12 protein-coding genes and 1 pseudogene are annotated in these 17,752 nt (G+C 72.8%); 4 read left to right on the forward strand and 9 right to left on the reverse strand.

Annotated elements, in window-relative coordinates:
• Positions 1-88 precede the first annotated feature (88 nt).
• The 4 genes and pseudogenes from CGL27_RS43270 to CGL27_RS43285 all read left to right on the forward strand — a co-directional run bounded on the left by CGL27_RS43270 (position 89) and on the right by CGL27_RS43285 (position 8,977).
• Positions 89-3,199 (forward strand): glycoside hydrolase family 38 C-terminal domain-containing protein, encoded by a 3,111-nt coding sequence (locus CGL27_RS43270; protein WP_119993044.1) that lies wholly within the window; start codon positions 89-91, stop codon positions 3,197-3,199.
• Complete coding sequence (locus CGL27_RS43275) at positions 3,196-5,442, forward strand: ROK family protein (protein WP_119993046.1); 2,247 nt, start codon at positions 3,196-3,198, stop codon at positions 5,440-5,442. Before CGL27_RS43270 ends, CGL27_RS43275 begins: the two co-directional genes overlap by 4 nt.
• Before the next feature lie 211 nt (positions 5,443-5,653).
• Positions 5,654-6,421 (forward strand): annotated as a pseudogene (locus CGL27_RS43280) (ThuA domain-containing protein); the annotation flags it as partial.
• A 138-nt stretch (positions 6,422-6,559) separates the two neighbouring features.
• Positions 6,560-8,977: a glycoside hydrolase family 95 protein gene (locus CGL27_RS43285; RefSeq protein WP_119993049.1), complete on the forward strand. Its 2,418-nt coding sequence runs from the start codon at positions 6,560-6,562 to the stop codon at positions 8,975-8,977.
• An 8-nt stretch (positions 8,978-8,985) separates the two neighbouring features.
• On the opposite strand, the gene CGL27_RS43290 is transcribed toward CGL27_RS43285, so the two are convergent.
• From CGL27_RS43290 to CGL27_RS43330, 9 genes are all read right to left on the reverse strand, one after another.
• Positions 8,986-10,038: a 2-aminoethylphosphonate ABC transporter substrate-binding protein gene (locus tag CGL27_RS43290; RefSeq protein WP_119993051.1), complete on the reverse strand. Its 1,053-nt coding sequence runs from the start codon at positions 10,036-10,038 to the stop codon at positions 8,986-8,988.
• Positions 10,039-10,078: 40 nt separating this feature from the next.
• Entirely contained in the window at positions 10,079-10,876 is a 798-nt protein-coding gene (locus CGL27_RS43295; protein WP_205587842.1) for an ABC transporter permease subunit, read from the reverse strand.
• Positions 10,863-11,729: a 2-aminoethylphosphonate ABC transporter permease subunit gene (locus tag CGL27_RS43300; RefSeq protein WP_078645457.1), complete on the reverse strand. Its 867-nt coding sequence runs from the start codon at positions 11,727-11,729 to the stop codon at positions 10,863-10,865. The genes CGL27_RS43295 and CGL27_RS43300 overlap by 14 nt, the downstream gene beginning before the upstream one ends.
• Positions 11,722-12,771: an ABC transporter ATP-binding protein gene (locus CGL27_RS43305; RefSeq protein WP_119993055.1), complete on the reverse strand. Its 1,050-nt coding sequence runs from the start codon at positions 12,769-12,771 to the stop codon at positions 11,722-11,724. The genes CGL27_RS43300 and CGL27_RS43305 overlap by 8 nt, the downstream gene beginning before the upstream one ends.
• Positions 12,771-13,487: an HAD family hydrolase gene (locus CGL27_RS43310; protein ID WP_119994834.1), complete on the reverse strand. Its 717-nt coding sequence runs from the start codon at positions 13,485-13,487 to the stop codon at positions 12,771-12,773. Before CGL27_RS43310 ends, CGL27_RS43305 begins: the two co-directional genes overlap by 1 nt.
• Before the next feature lie 5 nt (positions 13,488-13,492).
• On the reverse strand, positions 13,493-14,617 hold the full coding sequence (locus CGL27_RS43315; RefSeq protein ID WP_119994835.1) for a TIGR03364 family FAD-dependent oxidoreductase: 1,125 nt from the start codon (positions 14,615-14,617) through the stop codon (positions 13,493-13,495).
• Between the two features lie 131 nt (positions 14,618-14,748).
• Positions 14,749-15,504, reverse strand: a complete 756-nt coding sequence (locus tag CGL27_RS43320; protein WP_119993057.1) for a GntR family transcriptional regulator — start codon at positions 15,502-15,504, stop codon at positions 14,749-14,751.
• Between the two features lie 25 nt (positions 15,505-15,529).
• Entirely contained in the window at positions 15,530-16,336 is an 807-nt protein-coding gene (locus tag CGL27_RS43325) for an acetoacetate decarboxylase family protein (protein ID WP_119993059.1), read from the reverse strand.
• 51 nt (positions 16,337-16,387) lie between these two features.
• Positions 16,388-17,749, reverse strand: coding sequence for an aminotransferase class I/II-fold pyridoxal phosphate-dependent enzyme (locus CGL27_RS43330; RefSeq protein WP_078645466.1), 1,362 nt, complete (start codon positions 17,747-17,749; stop codon positions 16,388-16,390).
• Between the last annotated feature and the right edge of the window lie 3 nt (positions 17,750-17,752).

The following is a 17,752-nucleotide window of genomic DNA, read 5'->3' on the forward strand; positions in this document are numbered from 1 at the left end:
GGGCCGAAGCGTTGACGTGATAACACACATGGTTTTACATAAGCGTCACGCGCACTTTCCCGGGGGCAGGCAGGAGGAAGGGCCGACCATGCACGACGACCGCCACGCCGTGGAGGAGCGCATCGCGAAGTTCATCGCCGAGCGCCTGCGCCCGGCGCTGTACGGCGACCGCGTCCCGCTGGAGGTCGCCGCCTGGCACCTCCCGGGGGAGCCGGTGCCGGTGGCCGACGCGCTGCGCGCCGAGTACCGGCCGTTCGTCATCGGTGGCAGCTGGGGCGGCCCGTGGTCGACCACCTGGTTCCGCGCCACCGCCACGGTCCCCGAACGGTGGGCGGGCCGCCGGGTGGAGGCCCTGTTCGACCTCGGCTTCGATCTCTCCCGCGGACCCGGAGGCCAGGCCGAGGGCCTGGTCCACGACGCCGACGGCACCCCGCTGCAGGGCCTGCACCGTCACAACCGCTCGGTGCCGCTGACCCCCCGCGCCGTCGGCGGCGAGAGCGTGTGCCTGCTCGTCGAGGCCGCCGCCAATCCGCCCATCGTCGGCAGCGCGGGTATCGGCACCCGCTACGGCCACCGGCTCACCGCGGGCGAGGAGGACCTGTACCAGTTGCGCCGCGCCGACCTCGTGGTCCGCGAGGAGGACGTCTGGCAGCTCCTCCACGACATGGAGGTGCTGGACGAGCTGATGCGCGAACTGCCCCTCGGACTGCCGCGCCGCCACGAGATCCTGCGCGCGCTCCAGCGGGCCGTGGACAGCGTGCCCCCGCGCCGCGTCGCCGCGGGCGCCGCGGCGGCCCGGGCGATCCTGCGCCCGGTCCTGGACCGGCGCGCCCACGACACCGCGCACACCATCGCCGCCGTGGGACACGCCCATATCGACTCCGCCTGGCTGTGGCCGCCGCGCGAGACCGTGCGCAAGTGCGCCCGGACGTTCTCCACCATGGCCGCGCTGGCCGAGGAGTACCCGGAGCTGGTCTTCGCCTGCTCCTCCGCCCAGAGTTACGCGTGGATGCGCGACCAAAAGCCGTACGTCTTCGAGCGGATCAAGAAGGCGGTGGCCGACGGCAACTGGGCGCCGGTCGGCGGCATGTGGGTCGAGGCCGACGGCAATCTGCCCGGCGGCGAGGCCCTGGCACGTCAGCTCGTCCACGGTCGCCGCTTCTTCTCCCAGGAACTCGGCGTGGAGACCGATGGCGTCTGGCTGCCCGACTCCTTCGGCCACACCGCCGCCTACCCGCAGCTCGCCGCGCTCGCGGGCGCCCGCTGGTTCCTCACCCAGAAGCTGTCCTGGAACGAGACCAACAAGCTGCCCCACCACACCTTCTGGTGGGAGGGGATCGACGGCACCCGGATCTTCACCCACTTCCCGCCCGTGGACACCTGCGACGCCACCCTGTCCGGCGCCGAGCTGGCCCACGCCGTCGCCACGTACGCCGAGAAGGGCGCGGGCACCCGCTCCCTGGCCCCCTTCGGCTTCGGCGACGGCGGGGGCGGGCCCACCCGCGAGATGCTGGAGAAGGCCCGGCGCCTGGCCGACCTCGAAGGCTCGCCACGGGTCAGGGTCCAGTCGCCGTCGGACTTCTTCCGCGAGGCCCGCGAGGAGTACCCCGACGCGCCCGTGTGGCGCGGCGAGCTGTATCTGGAGACCCACCGCGGCACCTACACCAGCCAGGCCCGCACCAAGCGCGGCAACCGGCGCAGCGAGGCCCTGCTGCGCGAGGCCGAGCTGTGGGCGGCGACGGCCGCCGTCCGCACCGGCGAGCCCTATCCGTACGAGACGCTCGACGCGCTGTGGAAGCAGGTGCTGCTCCACCAGTGCCACGGCATCCTCCCCGGGACCTCCATCTCCTGGGTCCACCAGGAGGCCGAGCAGACCTACCGCGCCATCCACCGCGGCCTGGAGCGCATCGTGGCCCGCGTCGCGGGCACCCCGGACACCGCGGAACCACTCGCCGTCCTCAACGCCGCCCCCCACGCGCGGCGCGAGGTGGTCCGCCTGGATGCGCCGCCCGCCGCCGGCGGCCCGGTGCAGAAGCTGTCCGACGGCCGGTACGCCGTGCTCGCCCAGGCCCCCGCGCTCGGCGCCGCCGTCCTCGGCACCGGCACCGCCGACCAGCCGCCGGTCACCGCCCGTCCCGCCGACGGGGGCGGATACGTCCTGGACAACGGCGCGCTGACGGTCCGTATCGACAGCGACGGGCTGGTCCGCTCGGTGTACGACCACGACCGTGGCAGGGAGGCCATCGCGCCCGGTGGCGCCGGGAACCTGCTGCAGCTCCACCCCGACGATCCGGTGCGCTGGAGCGCCTGGAACCTGGACGCCCAGTACCGCAACGCCCATCGCGACCTGGACACCGCGACCGCCGTCCGGCTCGACGACGAAGGGCCGCTGCTGGCCTGTGTCCGAGTGGAGCGCACCACCGGCCGGTCCGTCGTCGTACAGCGCCTCGGCCTGGCCGCGGGCAGTCGGATCCTGGAGGTCGACACGGACATCGACTGGCGGGAGGAGGACACCGTCCTCAAGGCCGCCTGGCCGCTGGACGTGCACGCCGAACGCGTCGCGTCCGAGATCCAGTTCGGCCATGTCGAGCGGCCCACCCACGAGAACACGAGCTGGGACGCCGCCCGCTTCGAGGCGTGGGCGCACCGCTGGATCCACATCGGCGAACACGGCTGGGGCGCGGCCCTGCTCACCGACTCCACCTACGGGCACGACGTCGCCCGCCTCACCCGCGAGGACGGCGGAACGACCACCACCCTCCGGCTCACCCTGCTGCGCGGCCCCCACAGCCCCGACCCCCATGCCGACCGGGGCCGGCACCGTTTCCGCTACGCGCTGTACCCCGGTGCCGACATCGGCGACGCCGTGGCCGGGGGATACGCGTTCAGCCTCCCCTTGCGCCCCGCCGCGCCCCGGCTCACCGGACCGCCACTGGTCGCGGTGGGCGATCCGGGCGTCGTGGTGGAGGCGGTCAAGCTCGCCGACGACCGCTCCGGCGACGTCGTGGTCCGGCTCTACGAGTCGCGAGGCGGCCGGGTGCGCACCACCCTGGCGGCCGGATTCGCCGTCGACCGCGTCCAGGTCACCGACCTGATGGAGAATCCAACGGTCGAACTGGCCCATGCCCAGGGCGTGTTGGGCCTGGACTTGCGCCCGTTCCAGATCCTGACCCTCCGGCTGGCGCGCGGGGCGTCGTGAACCCGCCCTACCAGGACGCCCCGGGGCTGCCCGAGGAGGACCGCAGGCTGCTGCGGCACTGGGTGGCGGAGGGCGGTTCGCGTGCCGTCCGCGCCGCCGTCGTCCTGCTCGCCGCCCAGGGGCTGCGCAACGCCGAGATCGCCCGGCGGCTCGATGTCTCCCGGCAGACGGTGGGCAACTGGCGGCAGCGTTTCGACGTCTCCGGCGTGGCGGGCCTGCGGGAGCGTCCACGGCCCGGGCGGCCCAGCATCATCGACGAGGCCGAGGTCATCACCCGTACGGTGCTGGCGCCCGACGGCGCCGGCGCCTCTCGCGCGGTCGCCCGCGAACTCGGCTACAGCCATGCGGCCGTCGCCGCGATCCGCCAGCGCTGGCGGGTCACGCCCGGCAACGCCACCGTCCCCGCCGTGCCCACCCGCCCCCCGCTTCCGCAGGCCGAGGTGTGGGTGCTCGGCCTGTATCTGGACACCGACCGGGCGCTGCTGCTCGTCGGCACCCGCCCGGCCGCCCACGAACGGCACCACGGCGGCTCGCCGGGCGCCTCTCCCGGTGCCGATGTCATCGCCGCGGTCGACGCGGCGGTGGAGGCCGCGCTGAAGGTCCCGCCGTCCCCGGCCCCGGGGGAGCGGCGTGGCCAGGACCGGCCGGCCGGATACCTGGCCGAGGCCCGGCGCCGCCACCCCGGCGCCTCCCTGCACGCCATCACCCTGTGGGATACGGGGGAGGGCGGGCCGTCGTCCCAGCGGTGGGCCCGGGGCGGGGTGGTCCACCACGCCCTTCCGGTGCGCACCACCTGGCGCACCTTCCTGCGGGCCATGGTCGGCCTGGACTGCACCCGGCACCCGGAGTCCTCGCACCGTGTCTACCTCGACCTGGCCGCCGCCCTCACGCGCTACGCGGACCGGCCCGGCAGCGCCCGCGAGCGGCAGCCCGTGCGCTGGCTCCGGGAACCCATCGCCACCCACTTCGCCGGGGCCTCCCGGGCCGGTGGTGGCGAGCAGCGCCGGGAGTCCTGGGGCGGCGCGAACCAGATCGACCTCGGCTCCTTCAACGAGTGCGTGGTCATCGAGGCGGTACGGCTGGCCGGGACCATCACCCGCGGGGAGATCTCGCACCGCACCGGCCTCACCCAGCAGTCGGTCTCCCGGATCTCCCGCTCGCTGCTGCACCGCGGCATCCTGGTCGAGGACGACCGGCGGCAGGCCACCTCGGGCAAGCCGCGCACACCGGTGCGGCTGCGCGGTGACGCCGGGCACGCGCTGGGCATCCATGTCGACCCCGAGGTGCTGACGGCGGTCGTGGTCGACCTCGACGGCGCCATCGTCCGTAGCCGTACGGAACCCGTCGCGCAGACCGCGAGCCCCGACCAGCTCGTCGACCACATCGCCCGGCTGGGCCGCGGGGTCCTGTCCGCCGCCGGTGGCGCGGTGCGGCCCGGGGGATTCCTCGGCATCGGCGTGGCCACCCCTGGCCCCGTCGACGTGGCCTCCGGCACCGTCCTCGACCCGCCGCTGCTGTCGGTGTGGCGGGATGTGCCGCTGCTGTACATGCTCAAGGACCGCTTCCCCTGCCCCATCGTCATGGAGAAGGACTCCTCGGCCGCTGCTATCGGGGAGCGGTGGATCGGGCGCGACCGGCGCGCCCGTGACTTCGTGTACCTGTACCTGGGCACCGGGGTCGGCGCCGGACTGTTCCTGGGCGGCGACATCCACCGCGGAGTCAGCGCCAACGCGGGGGAGTTCGGCCAGCTGTGCGCCGTCGCCCTGGAACGGGTCGGCGCGGACGGCAGACCGGAGATCCTGCCCGAGTGCAATCCGCCGGTGTCCATCCCGGAGACGGCCGCCCGGCTCGGCATGGTCCTCGGCCCGCGCGCCGCGCACGACCCGCGCGAGGCCCACCGGGTGGTGAGCGCGGCGGCCGGGGCCGGCGACCCGGTCGCCGAGAAGGCCGTGCGCCAGGTCGCCGGGGCGATCGGCAGAGGCGCCCTGTCCCTGGTGGACCTGCTGGACATCGACCTGGTCGTGCTCGGCGGGCCGTTCTTCACCGACGGGGTCGCCGACCTCTACACGGCCGAGATCTCCCGTATCGTCAACGACTTCCCGACCGCCAGACGGCTGCGCCGGGTCGATGTCGAGCGGTCCGTGCTCAGCCGCGAGGCCGCCGCCGTCGGCGCCGCGTCGACCATCTTCCACGCCACGTTCACACCACGGCTGGCGGGCCGTCCCGCGCCCACGAGGCGGTGACCGGATGGCCGGCCAGAGCTTTTTGTCAACGGGCTTTGCAAAGTGGGGCCGACTCGGTACGGTCCCCTTACGCTCACGGAGGCAGCCCCTCCCCTCACCGAGGCTCGCAGCCGTGCGGCGCCCTGGGCGCGACGGCGCGCGCCTGTGCCCAACCCCCTTTGAGAATCACACTTCTCCCCGGAGGTTCCCCGTGCACAGGAAACGTCCCGATCTGCCCGCCCCCACCCGGCGCCGCTCCGTGATCAAGGCCGCGGCCGGTGCCGTGCTGCTCACCGGCGCGGCGTCCGCGCCCGCCTGGGCCACGTCCGCCCGCAGGCGGCCGAGGGCGGGCCGGGTGCTGGTGTTCTCCAAGACGGCGGGCTTCCGCCACGACTCCATCCCCGACGGCATCGCCGCCATCAAGGACCTCGGCGCGCAGGGCGGCTTCGCCGTCGACGCCACCGAGGACGCCGCCGCCTTCACCCCCGGCAACCTCGCCCGCTACGCCGCGGTGGTCTTCCTGTCCACCACCGGCGACGTCCTCGACACGGGCGGGCAGACGGCCTTCGAGGGCTATGTCGCGGCGGGCGGCGGCTACGCGGGGGTGCACGCCGCCGCCGACACCGAATACGACTGGCCGTTCTACGGCGGGCTGTGCGGTGCGTGGTTCCAGTCCCACCCGGCGATCCAGCAGGCCACGGTGAAGGTCGAGGACCACGCCCACCCGGCGACGGGCCACCTCGGGGACACCTGGGTGCGCACCGACGAGTGGTACAACTACCGCACCAATCCCCGCGATACGGCCACCGTGCACGTGCTCGCCGCGCTGGACGAGTCCTCGTACACCGGCGGCACCATGAACGGGGACCACCCCATCAGCTGGTACCAGAAGTACAAGGGCGGCCGGGCCTTTTACACCGGCCTCGGCCACACCAAGGAGTCCTACACCGAGCCCGCCTTCCGGCAGCACCTCCTCGGTGGTATCACGTACGCCATGGGCGTGGCCACAACCGGCCACGGCCGCTGACCCGGCACCCGGGCCGCGGGGCAGCGGCCCGCCGGGACGGCCGGACGGATCCCGGACCAAGGCAGATCCCGGACCGAGGCAGACCCCCACTCACCCCTTCCTGGAGTCGCAGTGACCCCTGATGTGCCGCGCCGACACTTCATGGCCCTCGCCGCCACGACCACCACGGGCCTCGCGGCCGCCGGCCTGCCCGCCGGGACGGCCCACGCCGCGGAGGCCGCCGGGCGCGAGAAGGCGGACCGGCCGCTGGCGCTGTGGTACCGCGAGCCCGCCGCCGACTGGCTGAGCGCCCTGCCACTGGGCAACGGGCGGCTCGGCGCGATGGTGTTCGGGGCCACGGAGACCGAGCGGCTGCAGCTCAACGCGGACACCCTCTGGGCAGGCGGGCCGCACAGCTACGACAACCACAAGGGCCTGGCCGCCCTGCCCCGCATCCGGCAGCTCGTCTTCGACGGAAAGTGGCCCGAGGCCGAGACGCTGATCAACTCCGATTTCCTCGGGGTGCCCGGCGGCCAGGCGCAGTACCAGACGGTCGGCAGCCTCCTGCTGAGCCTGCCGACGGCCGGTACGGTGACCGGCTACCGGCGGGAGCTGGACCTGGATTCGGCGGTGGCCACCACCACGTACACCCGCGACGGTGTGACCTTCACCCGTGAGGCGTTCGCCAGCGCTCCCGACCGCGTCATCGTCGTCCGGCTGTCCGCGTCGAAGAAGGGCGCGCTGTCCTTCGGCGCCACGTTCGAAAGCCCGCTGCGCACCTCCCTGTCCTCGCCCGACCCGCTCACCGCCGCGCTCGACGGTAGGGGGGACGCCACGGGCGGGGTGGACGGCGCGGTGGGGTTCCGCGCGCTGGTGCGGGTGCTCGCCGAGGGTGGCACCACCACCAGCGCGGGCGGGACCGTCACCGTCCGGGGAGCCGACGCGGCGACGGTCCTGGTCGCCATCGGCACCACCTATGTGAACTGGGAGAACGCGAACGGTGACGCGGCGGGCCAGGCGGCCGGAGACCTCAACCCGGCGGCGAACCGCCCGTACGGCCAACTGCGCGGCCGCCATGTCGACGATCACCGCGCGCTGTTCCGCCGTACCTCGCTGGACGTGGGCAGCAGCGACGCGGCGGCCCTGCCCACCGACGAGCGCGTCTCCCGCTTCGCCTCCGGCGGCGATCCGCAACTGGTCGAGCTGCACTTCCAGTACGGCCGCTATCTGCTCATCGCGGCATCCCGCCCCGACACCCAGCCGGCCACCCTCCAGGGCATCTGGAACGACCTGACGAGCCCGTCCTGGGGCTCGAAGTACACCATCAACATCAATACCGAGATGAACTACTGGCCGGCCGCCCCCGCCAACCTCCTGGAGTGCTGGGAACCGGTCTTCGCCCTGCTCGACGAGCTGGCCGTGGCCGGGCGGTCGACGGCGCGCAGCCAGTACGGCGCGGACGGCTGGGTCACCCACCACAACACCGACGCCTGGCGCGGCACGGCCCCCGTCGACGGCGCCTTCTGGGGCATGTGGCCCATGGGCGGCGCCTGGATGTCCATGGCCATCTGGGAGCACTACCGATACACGCGCGACACGGAGAAACTGCGGGCGCGCTACCCCGTCCTCAAGGGCGCGGCCCAGTTCTTCCTCGACGCGCTGGTGACCGACCCGGCCACCGGCGCGCTGGTCACCTGCCCCTCCGTCTCCCCGGAGAACGCCCACCACAGCGGAGGCGGCGGCTCGCTGTGCGCCGGGCCCACGATGGACATGCAGTTGCTGCGCGACCTGTTCGGCGCCGTGGCCTCGTCCGCCGACACCCTCGGCACCGACGCCGCCTTCCGGGACCAGGTGCTCGCCGCGCGCGGACGGCTCGCCCCCATGAAGGTCGGCGCGCAGGGCCAGCTCCAGGAGTGGCAGCAGGACTGGGACGCGGGCGCCCCCGAACAGGAGCACCGCCATGTCTCCCATCTGTACGGGCTGCATCCGAGCAACCAGATCAGCCGGACCCGCACCCCGGACCTCTTCAGCGCGGCGCGCACCACCTTGGTGCGGCGCGGTGACGCGGGCACCGGGTGGTCGCTCGCCTGGAAGGTCAACTTCTGGGCGCGGCTTCAGGAGGGGGACCGTTCGTACAAGCTGCTCGCCGATCTGCTCACGCCCGAGCGCACCGCCCCCAACCTCTTCGACCTGCACCCGCCGTTCCAGATCGACGGCAACTTCGGCGCCTGCGCCGGAGTGACCGAGTGGCTGCTGCAGAGCCAGCACGACGAGCTGCATCTGCTGCCCGCCCTCCCGTCGCAACTGCCGGACGGGAGCGTGCGGGGCCTGCTGGCGCGGGGCGGTTTCGAGGTGGACATCAGCTGGCGGGCCGGTGCGCTGAACGAGGCGCGGCTGACGGCCCGGGCGGGCGGCCCGGCGCGGCTGCGCACGGCGAAGGACGTGCGGGTGACCTCCGGGGACGCGCCCGTCCCCACGACCCGGCCGGAGCCGGGTGTCACGGCCTTCACCGCGAACGCGGGCGCCGTGTACGTGGTGCGTCCCGCCTGAGCCGGGGCTCAGCTGTCGGTGGCCGACTTCCAGGCGTCGATGTAGGACGGGAGGTTCTTCTGGATGTCGTTCCAGTCGGGCTGGAAGACCTCCACGCCGTCCATCAGCTTGGTGAGCGCGGTGGCGTTGGCGTCGGTGGCCTTGATGTCCTTACGGGCCGTGAAGCCGCCACCGACCTCGCTGACCTGGTTCTGGGCCGTGCGGCTCAGCATGTAGTCCAGGAGCTTCTCGCCGTTCGCGGTGTGCGGGGCCTTGGTGACCAGGCCGGCCGCGTACGGCAGGGCGAAAGTGGTGGGCTTGCCGCCGCGGCGGGCCGGGAACCAGATGCCGAGGTTCGGCATGGACTTGGACTGGGCGTAGTTCATCTGGACATCGCCGTTGGCGACGAGCAGTTCGCCCTTGTCGACCTTGGGCGCCAGCTTGCCGGTGGACGCGGCCGGGCCGACGTTGTTCTTCTGCAGCTTGGCCAGGTACTCCATGGCGGGCTTCTCGCCGCCGAAGTCGTGCATCGCCTTGATGAGGACGGCGGTGCCGTCCCCGGCGACGCCCGGGGTGGAGTACTGGAGCTTGTTCTTGTAGCTCCCGTCGAGGAGGTCCTCCCAGGTGGCGGGGGCCCGCTTCACCTTCTTGGTGTGGTGGACGAAGCCGAAGTAGTTGTTGACCACGGCCGTCCAGGTGCCGTCCGCGGCCTTGTCGGCGCCGCCGACCTGATCGGCGCCCTTCGGGGTGTACTTCCGCAGCAGGCCCTTGGCGTCGGCCTGCTGGATGAACGGCGGGAGGGTGACGAGGACGTCGGCCTGCGGATTGAACTTCTCGCGGGTGGCGCGCTGCACCATCTCCCCGGAGCCGCCCTCGACGTACTCGACCTTGATGCCGGTCTCCTTCTGGAAGTCCTTGAAGATCCGGTCGTACCAGCCGTCGCCCTTCTCGCCCTTGAGGCCGTCGGCGCTGTAGACGGTGACGACCTTCTCGTCGGAGGCGGCGGTGTTGCCGCCGCAGGCGGTCAGCGGGAGGGCGAGGACGCAGAGGGCGGCGAGCGGCTTGCGGATGTTCGTGGGCATGGCGAGGTGAACTCCTTGCGGTGGGAGGGGAATCGCGGGGTCAGCGGTAGGAGGCCCGGGTGCGGATCCGGGAGACGGCGAGCAGCACCAGCAGGGTCGCCGCCATCAGGACCACGGCGATCGCGGAGCCGGTGAACAGGGCGCCGCGGTCGGTGGCGGCGTAGATCAGGACCGGCAGCGGGGTCCAGTCGGGCGGGTAGAGCATCATCGTGGCGCTCAACTCGCCCATGGACAGGGCGAAACAGAGGCCGACGGCCGCGGTCAGGGACGGCAGCAGCAGCGGCAGCCTGACCCGCCAGAGCACGGCGGCGGGGCGGGCGCCGAGCGAGGCCGCCGCCTGCTCGTACGCCGGGTCCAGACGGGTGATCGCCGCGGACACCGACTGGTGGGCGAAGGCGGTGACCAGGACGGTGTGGGCGGTGATCACGATCCAGCGGGTGCCGTTGAGGAGCACCGGCGGCTGGGAGAAGGCCACCAGGATCGCCAGGCCGACGACGACGGAGGGGACGGCGACCGGCAGCACGAACAGGGCGTCCAGGACCTTGCGCGACCGCCTCTTCAGGCCCGCCGCCGCGAGCGCGGCCCAGGTGCCCACGGCCAGCGCCAGCAGGCTCGCGGTGACCGCCGTGACCAGGCTGGTGGTGAGCGCCTGGAGGGCCTCGCCACGGGTGGCGGCCTGGTAGTTGGCGGTGGTCATTCCCGAGGGCAGGACGCCGGACCAGTGGGTGGCGAAGGAGGCGCCGAGGACGACGAGGAGCGGGAGGGCGAAGAGGGGCAGGAAGAGGATCAGGAAGACGCCCCACACGGCCCATCTCGCCTTGCGGCTATGCACCAGCACGGCGGCTCACCACCCGGTAGAGGCCGTAGAGGCCCACGGAGATCAGGACGTTGACGACGGCGACCACGCAGGCGCCCGGGTAGTCGGACTCCAGGATGGCCTTGCCGTAGACGAGCATCGGCAGGGTCGTGACGCCCTTGGCGCCGGTGAAGAGCACGATGCCGAACTCGTTGAGGCACAGCACCAGGACCAGGCTGCCGCCCGCCGCGAGGGCGGGCAGTGCCTCGGGCAGGATGAGCTGCCGGATGATCCGGGGCGCCCGGGCGCCGAGCGAACTGGCCGCCTCCAGCTGCGCGGTGTCGAGCTGGGAGAACGCGGCGAGCAGCGGACGCACCACGAACGGCGTGAAGTACGTGATCTCGGCGAGCAGTACGCCCCAGGGTGTGGTGAGGAACTGGAAGGGCCCCTCACCGGCGCCGGTGACATCCGTCCACAGACCGTTGGCCATGCCGGTCGAGCCGTAGACGAACAGCAGGGCGAGGGTGATCAGGAAGGATGGGAAGGACAGGAAGACATCGATGAAGCGTGCGGCGGCCCGTGCCCCCGGGAAGGGCACGAAGGCGATGATCAGCGCCAGCACGAAGCCGAGCACCAGGCATCCGGCGGTCGAGGCCGCCGCCAGCCACACGGTGGTCCACAGCGCCTCGCGGAACGCCTCCGAGGCGAAGACGTCGGCGTACGCCTGGACGGAGGTGCCACCGGTGTCGGGCCGTACGGACTGCTGGACGACGAGGGCCAGCGGATAGAGGAAGACCAGGGCGAGGAGGCCGACGGGCGGCAGCGCCCACGCCCAGGCCCAGGCCGCCGCGCGGGGCCGGGCCTTGGCCGGAGTGCTCAGGGTCGCGCTAGCCATGGCCGCTCACCCCGGCGGTCAGCAGCACGGCGTCCTCGGGCGCGAAGTGCACGGTCACGGGGTCGCCATGGGCCGGTGGCTCGCGCAGCTCCCACACGTCGGCCATCACCCGGTGCCCTGCCACATCGACGTACAGCCGGTGGGTGGCGCCCCGCCACTGGATCTCCGCCACCGTGCCGGTGAGCCGGTTGGGGCCCGCACCGATGCCGACCAGATGGGGGCGTACGCACAGGGTGGCGGTCGCGCCCGGTACGGCCCCCGCCGTGTCGACCGCGATCTCGGCGTCGGCGAAGGACACGCCCGCGGAACCGACCGTCACCGGCAGCAGATTGGCGTTGCCGACGAAGGAGGCGGTGAACGCGTCGGCCGGGGCCCGGTACAGCTCCCGCGGGGTGCCGCACGCCTGGAGCCGGGCCTTGTCCATCACCGCCATCCGGTCGGCGAGGGTGAGCGCCTCGACCTGGTCATGGGTGACGTACAGGATCGACACCTCGGGCAACTCCCGGTGCAGCCGGGCGAGTTCGGCCAGCATGCCGGAGCGGAGCCGGGCGTCGAGCGCGGACAGCGGCTCGTCGAGGAGGAGGACGTCCGGGCGGATGGCGAGCGCGCGGGCGATGGCCACGCGCTGCTGCTGGCCGCCGGACAGCTCGCGCGGGTGGCGGCGGGCGTAGGCGGCCATGCCGGTCATCTCCAGCGCCTCGGCGACCCGGGCCCGGATCTCGGCCTTGGGCACCTTGCGGGCCTTGAGGCCGAACGCGACGTTGTCCTCGACCCGCAGATGCGGGAAGAGCGCGTAACTCTGGACGACCATCCCGATGCCCCGCCGGTGCGGTGGCAGGTCGGTGACGTCGCGGTCGCCGAGGAAGACCCGCCCGGAGGCGGGCCGTACGAACCCGGCGACCGCCCGCAGCGCGGTGGTCTTGCCGGATCCGGACGGCCCGAGCAGCGCCATGACCTCGCCGGGTGCCACCGTGAGGTCGAGGGCGTCCAGGACGACGTTCCCGTCGTAGGCGACGGTGACCGCGTCGAAGCGGATGCCCATCAGCCGACTCCCCGCAGCAGGGCGGGCAGGTCGGCGACCGAGTCCAGTACGTGGGTCGCCCCGGCCGCGCGGAACGCCTCGTCGCCGTGGGCCCCGGTGCGCACCCCGGCGACCAGCCCCGCCCCGGCCCGGACGCCGCTGAGCATGTCGTAGGAGGTGTCGCCGACGACGGCCACCTGGGCCACGTCCTCGGCGGCCCTGGTCCGCAGGAACGCCTCCAGCACCATGTCCGGGTACGGCCGCCCGCGCCCGCCCGCGTCGGCGGGGCACAGGGTGAGCGGCACCAGGCCGCGCCAGCCGAGCGCGTCCAGGATGGCGTCCTGGGTGACGCGGGCGAAGCCGGTGGTGAGGACGACGGTACGGCCGTCGGCGGCCAGCTCCTCGATGGCCTCGCGGGCCCCGGGCACGGGTGCGATCAGACCGCCGTCGACGAGTTCGCCGTACGCCCGCTCGAAGGCGGCGTTGGCGCGCTGCGCCAGCTCCTCGGCGCCGAACAGATGGCGGAAGACGGAGATCTTGGACTCACCCATGGTGGCGCGGACATAGGCGAGCTTCTCGGCGTGGTCGGGGGTGCCGGGCCGGACGCCCAGCTCGCCGGAGGCGGCGTCGAAGGCGCGCTCGACCAGGCCGCCGTCGGCGACGGTGGTGCCGGCCATGTCGAGGGCCACCAGGCGCATCGTGCCGGTGGTATCGGTGGTGTCGGTCGGGGTAGTCATGTGCGTCACCAGCCCAGTTCGTTCGCGGTGGTTTCGGCTATCGCGGGCGAGCAGGTCATACCGCGCCCGCCGGGCCCGGTGACCAGCCAGACACCGTCGCGCACCCGCTGGCGGTGCACGACCCGGCTGGTGTCGGTGCACTGTGCGTACACCCCGGCCCAGCGGCGCCGGATCTTCGGCAGCGGGCGGCCGAGGAGGGACTCCACGACGCCGGTGAGGTGGTCGTAGGGGTCCTCGAGGGTGTCGAAGGCGAAGGGGTGCTCGTACTCGTGGGTGTCGCCGATGGTCAGTCCGCCGTCGGCGCGCTGCACCATCAGCAGCTGCATACGGTGCTCCTCGGCCGTGTCGGCCTGCGGCTGCCGCGCGTTCAGCTCCTCCAGGGCGGGGGAGGCGTACGCCGGGTAGTAGCGGAAGCTGTCGGCGTCGGCGACGGAGGTGGTCAGCGGCTCGCCCAGGGGGTCGGTCTGCATCATCTGGAGCCGGACGCGGCGCACCGGCAGATCCGGACCGGCCAGCTCGCGGACCAGGCCGCCGAGCCAGGCGCCGGTGCACAGGACGACGGCGTCACCGGTGTGCACCTCGCCGTGGTCGTCGCGGACGGCCCGCTCGCCGATCACCTCCCGGACCTCGCGGCCGGGCAGGAATGTGTACCGCGGCGAGTTCAGCAACTCGGCGCGCAGGGCGAGCTGGGCGGTGCGCGGCTCGACGGCCGCGTCCCGCTCGCAGTACAGGGCGGCGTCGAACTCCCCGCGCAGGGCGGGGTTGAGGGCCCGTGCCTCGCCCGCGGTCAGCAGCTTGTAGCCGCGCACGGCGGCGTCCGCGCGGGCGACGGCGGCCTCGGCGACGGCCAGCTCCAGCTCGCCGCGGACCGGGGTCAGGGAGCCGTTCGGACGGAAGCCCAGCGCCGGAACGCGACCGCCGATGTCCTCCCACAGTTCCCGGGCCCGCAGCGCGGTGTCCAGCTCCTCGCCCCCCGCTCGGCCGCTCACCCAGATCTGGCCGAAATTGCGTAGCGAGGCGCCGCGAGCCTCCGTCTCGCGCTCGATCTGTACGACCTCATGGCCGCGTTCCACTGCGTGCCAGGCGTGCATGGTGCCCACCACGCCGGCTCCGACGACTATCACTCTCACGACCGTCACGCTCCATGCGTTTGGGGAACCGGAGGAATCCGGCTGTCAACGAGAGCGTGAACCGGGCATCACATTTGGGCTAGACCCGTTATCTTTTTGTGATGTCGCAAATAGGAGCAAAGGGGTATTTTTCAGCCGCTCAGATGTGTCGTGAAGGAGAACCGGTCGCCCCGGTACAGCGTCCGCACCCGCTCCAGCGGACGCCCGGCGGTGTCCCGCGAAACACGGTGGATGAGCAGCATCGGCAGGGCCGGCGGGGTGCCGATGAGCAGGGCCTCGCGCGGTGTGGCGAGCACGGTCTCGATCCGCTCGTCGGCGTCGCCGAAGACGATGTCCCGCTCGGCGAGGTAGGCGTAGAAGGACGAGTCCGGATCGAAGGCGGTGTCCAGATCGGGCACGCGGGCCTCGGCCACATACGTGCTCTCCAGGCCGACCCGCTCGTCATCCGCGAGCAGCACCCGTTCCAGATGCCAGACGGGCTCGCCGCGGGTCAGGCCGGTCTCGGCGGCGAGTGCGTCGGGGCAGGGGAAGCGGTCGAGGGTGACCAGCGCACGGCCGGGGGTGCGCCCCTGGCGCCGTACGCCCTCGGTGTAGCTGGCCAGCGACAGCGGCTGCGCCAGCTTGGGGCCCGCGACCACCGTGCCGCGGCCCTGCCGCCGCAGCTTGCCCTCCAGCACCAGCTCGCGCAGCGCCTGGCGCACCGTCTCCCGGGCGACCTCGAACCGCTCGGAGAGATCACGCTCGGTGGGGATGGGGGAGCCCTCTCCCAACTCGTCCACGAGCCGGTCGATCTGGGCCTTGACGGCGTAGTACTTGGGCACGCGGCCGTGCTCCGGGATGCCGGAGCGGACGGGGGCGCCGGGGGCCTGGTCGTTCGGGTAGTCCACGCGGAGATCGTCGCAGACGGGTTTTCTACCGGGCCCCGGAGGTGCCGGACTCCAGCAGCCGGCCGCCGTCCCAGACCACGCCGACCTGGCGGTAGTACGCGGCGATCGGCTCGTGGATCTCCAGCCGGGCCAGCTCCTCGGTGGGCGCCTCGAACAGCTCCAGCTCGGCGTCGCCGACCCATGGCCGCCCGCCCTCGAAGGAGGCGGCGCCGGACTCGACCAGCTCGTCGAGGGCGAGCCCCTTGCCGTTCTCGATCGAGGGCAGCCAGCGGTGGTGGGCCATGGGATGACCGTTGACGAAGCCGCCGGTCTCCGACGGCTCGCGCAGGGTCACCACGGCCTGGGCGAGGCGCCGGTCGGCCGCGGCGAGGGTCGCGCCGAACCGGGCTCCCGCCTCGATGCGCGGGGCGGGCCCGTACGGGTGCGGGCGGGTCTGATGGATGGAGCCGAGCTTCTTCGGATATCCCTGATGCAGTCCGCGGGCGATCGCGAAGTCCTTGTCGACCCAGATGTAGACACAGCGGGAGTACGTCCGGCCCCGGTAGGCGCAGCGGACGACCGCGAAGGTCTCCTTGTACTGGGAGAGCACCGGGTCCAGCAGCTCCCGCCCGCCGGTCGCGCAGGACTGCCAGTCGGCCCAGATCAGCGCGACCGCTCCCGGATCCTCGGCGGCCGGCTCCAACGGCTCGGGCAGCAGTTCGCGTACGCGCGCCGGGTCGGTGCGGTACTCGATGGTGAGCAGGTCGCCGGAGTAGCGCCACGGCGGGGAGGGGATGAGGGCCGAGGTGCCGGTGGCGGTCTTGGGCGGGAAGTAGCCGTGGACGCCGGTCATGCCGTCACGCTCCTGACGCGGATGGGCTGAGAGAGGGGCAAGGGCGAGCGTTCACCCACGCGCGAGCCGCTCCAGGCGGGCGTGGAGCTGGTCGACGTAGCTCTCGGACTCCGGCTTCATCAGCACACTGCGCAGGATGCGCGCACCGTCCGCGTCCCGGATGAGCTTCGGATGGAGGGCCGCCAGGCGATCGGCGCCGAGGCGGACCGTGCTCACGAAGACCGGGTCGCCGTCCGTCATCCCCTCCCGCAGGATCCGGGCGCTGGCCGCGTCGATCTGCGACAGCGCGGCGGCCTCGGTCACCGGGAAGTAGCTGACGATGTCCAGTTCCGGGGCCTGGTACAGCTCCAAGTGCTCGGAATTCTCGATGAGTTCCGCCCAGCGCAGGGCCGCGCGCCGACCCGCCGCGAGCGACTGCCCCAGCCCCTCGCGCGTGGGCGGTATCAGCTGGAAGGTGAGCCACAGGGCGGCGGCGGCCGCGCCCGCGCGCGAACACTCCAGGCTGATCTCACCGAGGTGCAGCTCCTCGGAGGTGAAGTAGGTGTACGGAGAGTCGTGCAGATAGAACCGGCCGACCGAGGGGTCACGGAACAGGACGGCGCCGCAGCCGTACGGCTGGAGGCCGTGTTTATGCGGGTCCACGACGATGGAATCGGCCTCGGCGATGGCCCGCCACGGCTCCTCGGGCAGGCCCTCGGGACCCTCCGCCCCGGCCAGCAGGGTGAAGAAACCGCCGTAGGCGGCGTCGACGTGGATGCGCACACCGTAGCGCTCGCGCAGCGCCAGTGCCTCGTGGATCGGCTCGACGGCGCCGAACCCGGTGGTGCCGGCCGTGAGCACGACGGTGCCGACGCTGCCGGTCCGCAGAAGCTCCTCCAGCGCGTCGAGATCCATACGGCCGAGGTCGTCGATCGGGACCGGATGGCCCTCCACGCCCAGGACACCGCACATCCGGCCGTGGGTGTAATGGGCCTCGGTGCTGTACGCGACGCCCTTGCCGGGGTGCAGCTCGCGCGCCACGAAGAGCGCCTCGAGGTTGGCGATGGTGCCGCTGGTGGTCAGGTGTCCGAGATGGGTGTCGTAGCCGAACATCGTGGCGAGCTGCTGGACGGCTTCCCGCTCCATGTCGGCGGTGGCCGGGCCGCCGTCCAGGGCGTGGTTGTTGGGGTTGATCAGCATCGCCGTGAGGTAGCCCACGACCGCCGCCGGATGCGGCGGCTTGAGCATCTGGCCCGCGTAACGGGGGTGGAAGAAGGGGTAGTTGTCCTTGAGCCGCTCGGTGAAGACCTCGAACGCGGCGGCGAACCGGTCGTCGTCCACCGCCAGCGCCGGATGGGCCTGGTAGGGGCCGAAGGTCTTCGCCCAATCGGCGTTCGACGCGAGGGCCGTGGCGAGCCAGCCGTTCAGATCCATATG

This window comes from Streptomyces sp. 11-1-2, from assembly GCF_003595545.1.
Classification (GTDB): Bacteria; Actinomycetota; Actinomycetes; order Streptomycetales; family Streptomycetaceae; genus Streptomyces; species Streptomyces hygroscopicus_B.

Coding starts and splice junctions, on each gene's coding strand:
- CGL27_RS43330 (WP_078645466.1), bottom strand. CDS start 17,749: ATGGATCTGAACGGCTGGCTCGCCACGGCCCTCGCGTCGAACGCCGAT.
- CGL27_RS43300 (WP_078645457.1), bottom strand. CDS start 11,729: ATGGCTAGCGCGACCCTGAGCACTCCGGCCAAGGCCCGGCCCCGCGCG.
- CGL27_RS43270 (WP_119993044.1), top strand. CDS start 89: ATGCACGACGACCGCCACGCCGTGGAGGAGCGCATCGCGAAGTTCATC.
- CGL27_RS43290 (WP_119993051.1), bottom strand. CDS start 10,038: ATGCCCACGAACATCCGCAAGCCGCTCGCCGCCCTCTGCGTCCTCGCC.
- CGL27_RS43305 (WP_119993055.1), bottom strand. CDS start 12,771: ATGGGCATCCGCTTCGACGCGGTCACCGTCGCCTACGACGGGAACGTC.
- CGL27_RS43325 (WP_119993059.1), bottom strand. CDS start 16,336: ATGACCGGCGTCCACGGCTACTTCCCGCCCAAGACCGCCACCGGCACC.
- CGL27_RS43310 (WP_119994834.1), bottom strand. CDS start 13,487: ATGACTACCCCGACCGACACCACCGATACCACCGGCACGATGCGCCTG.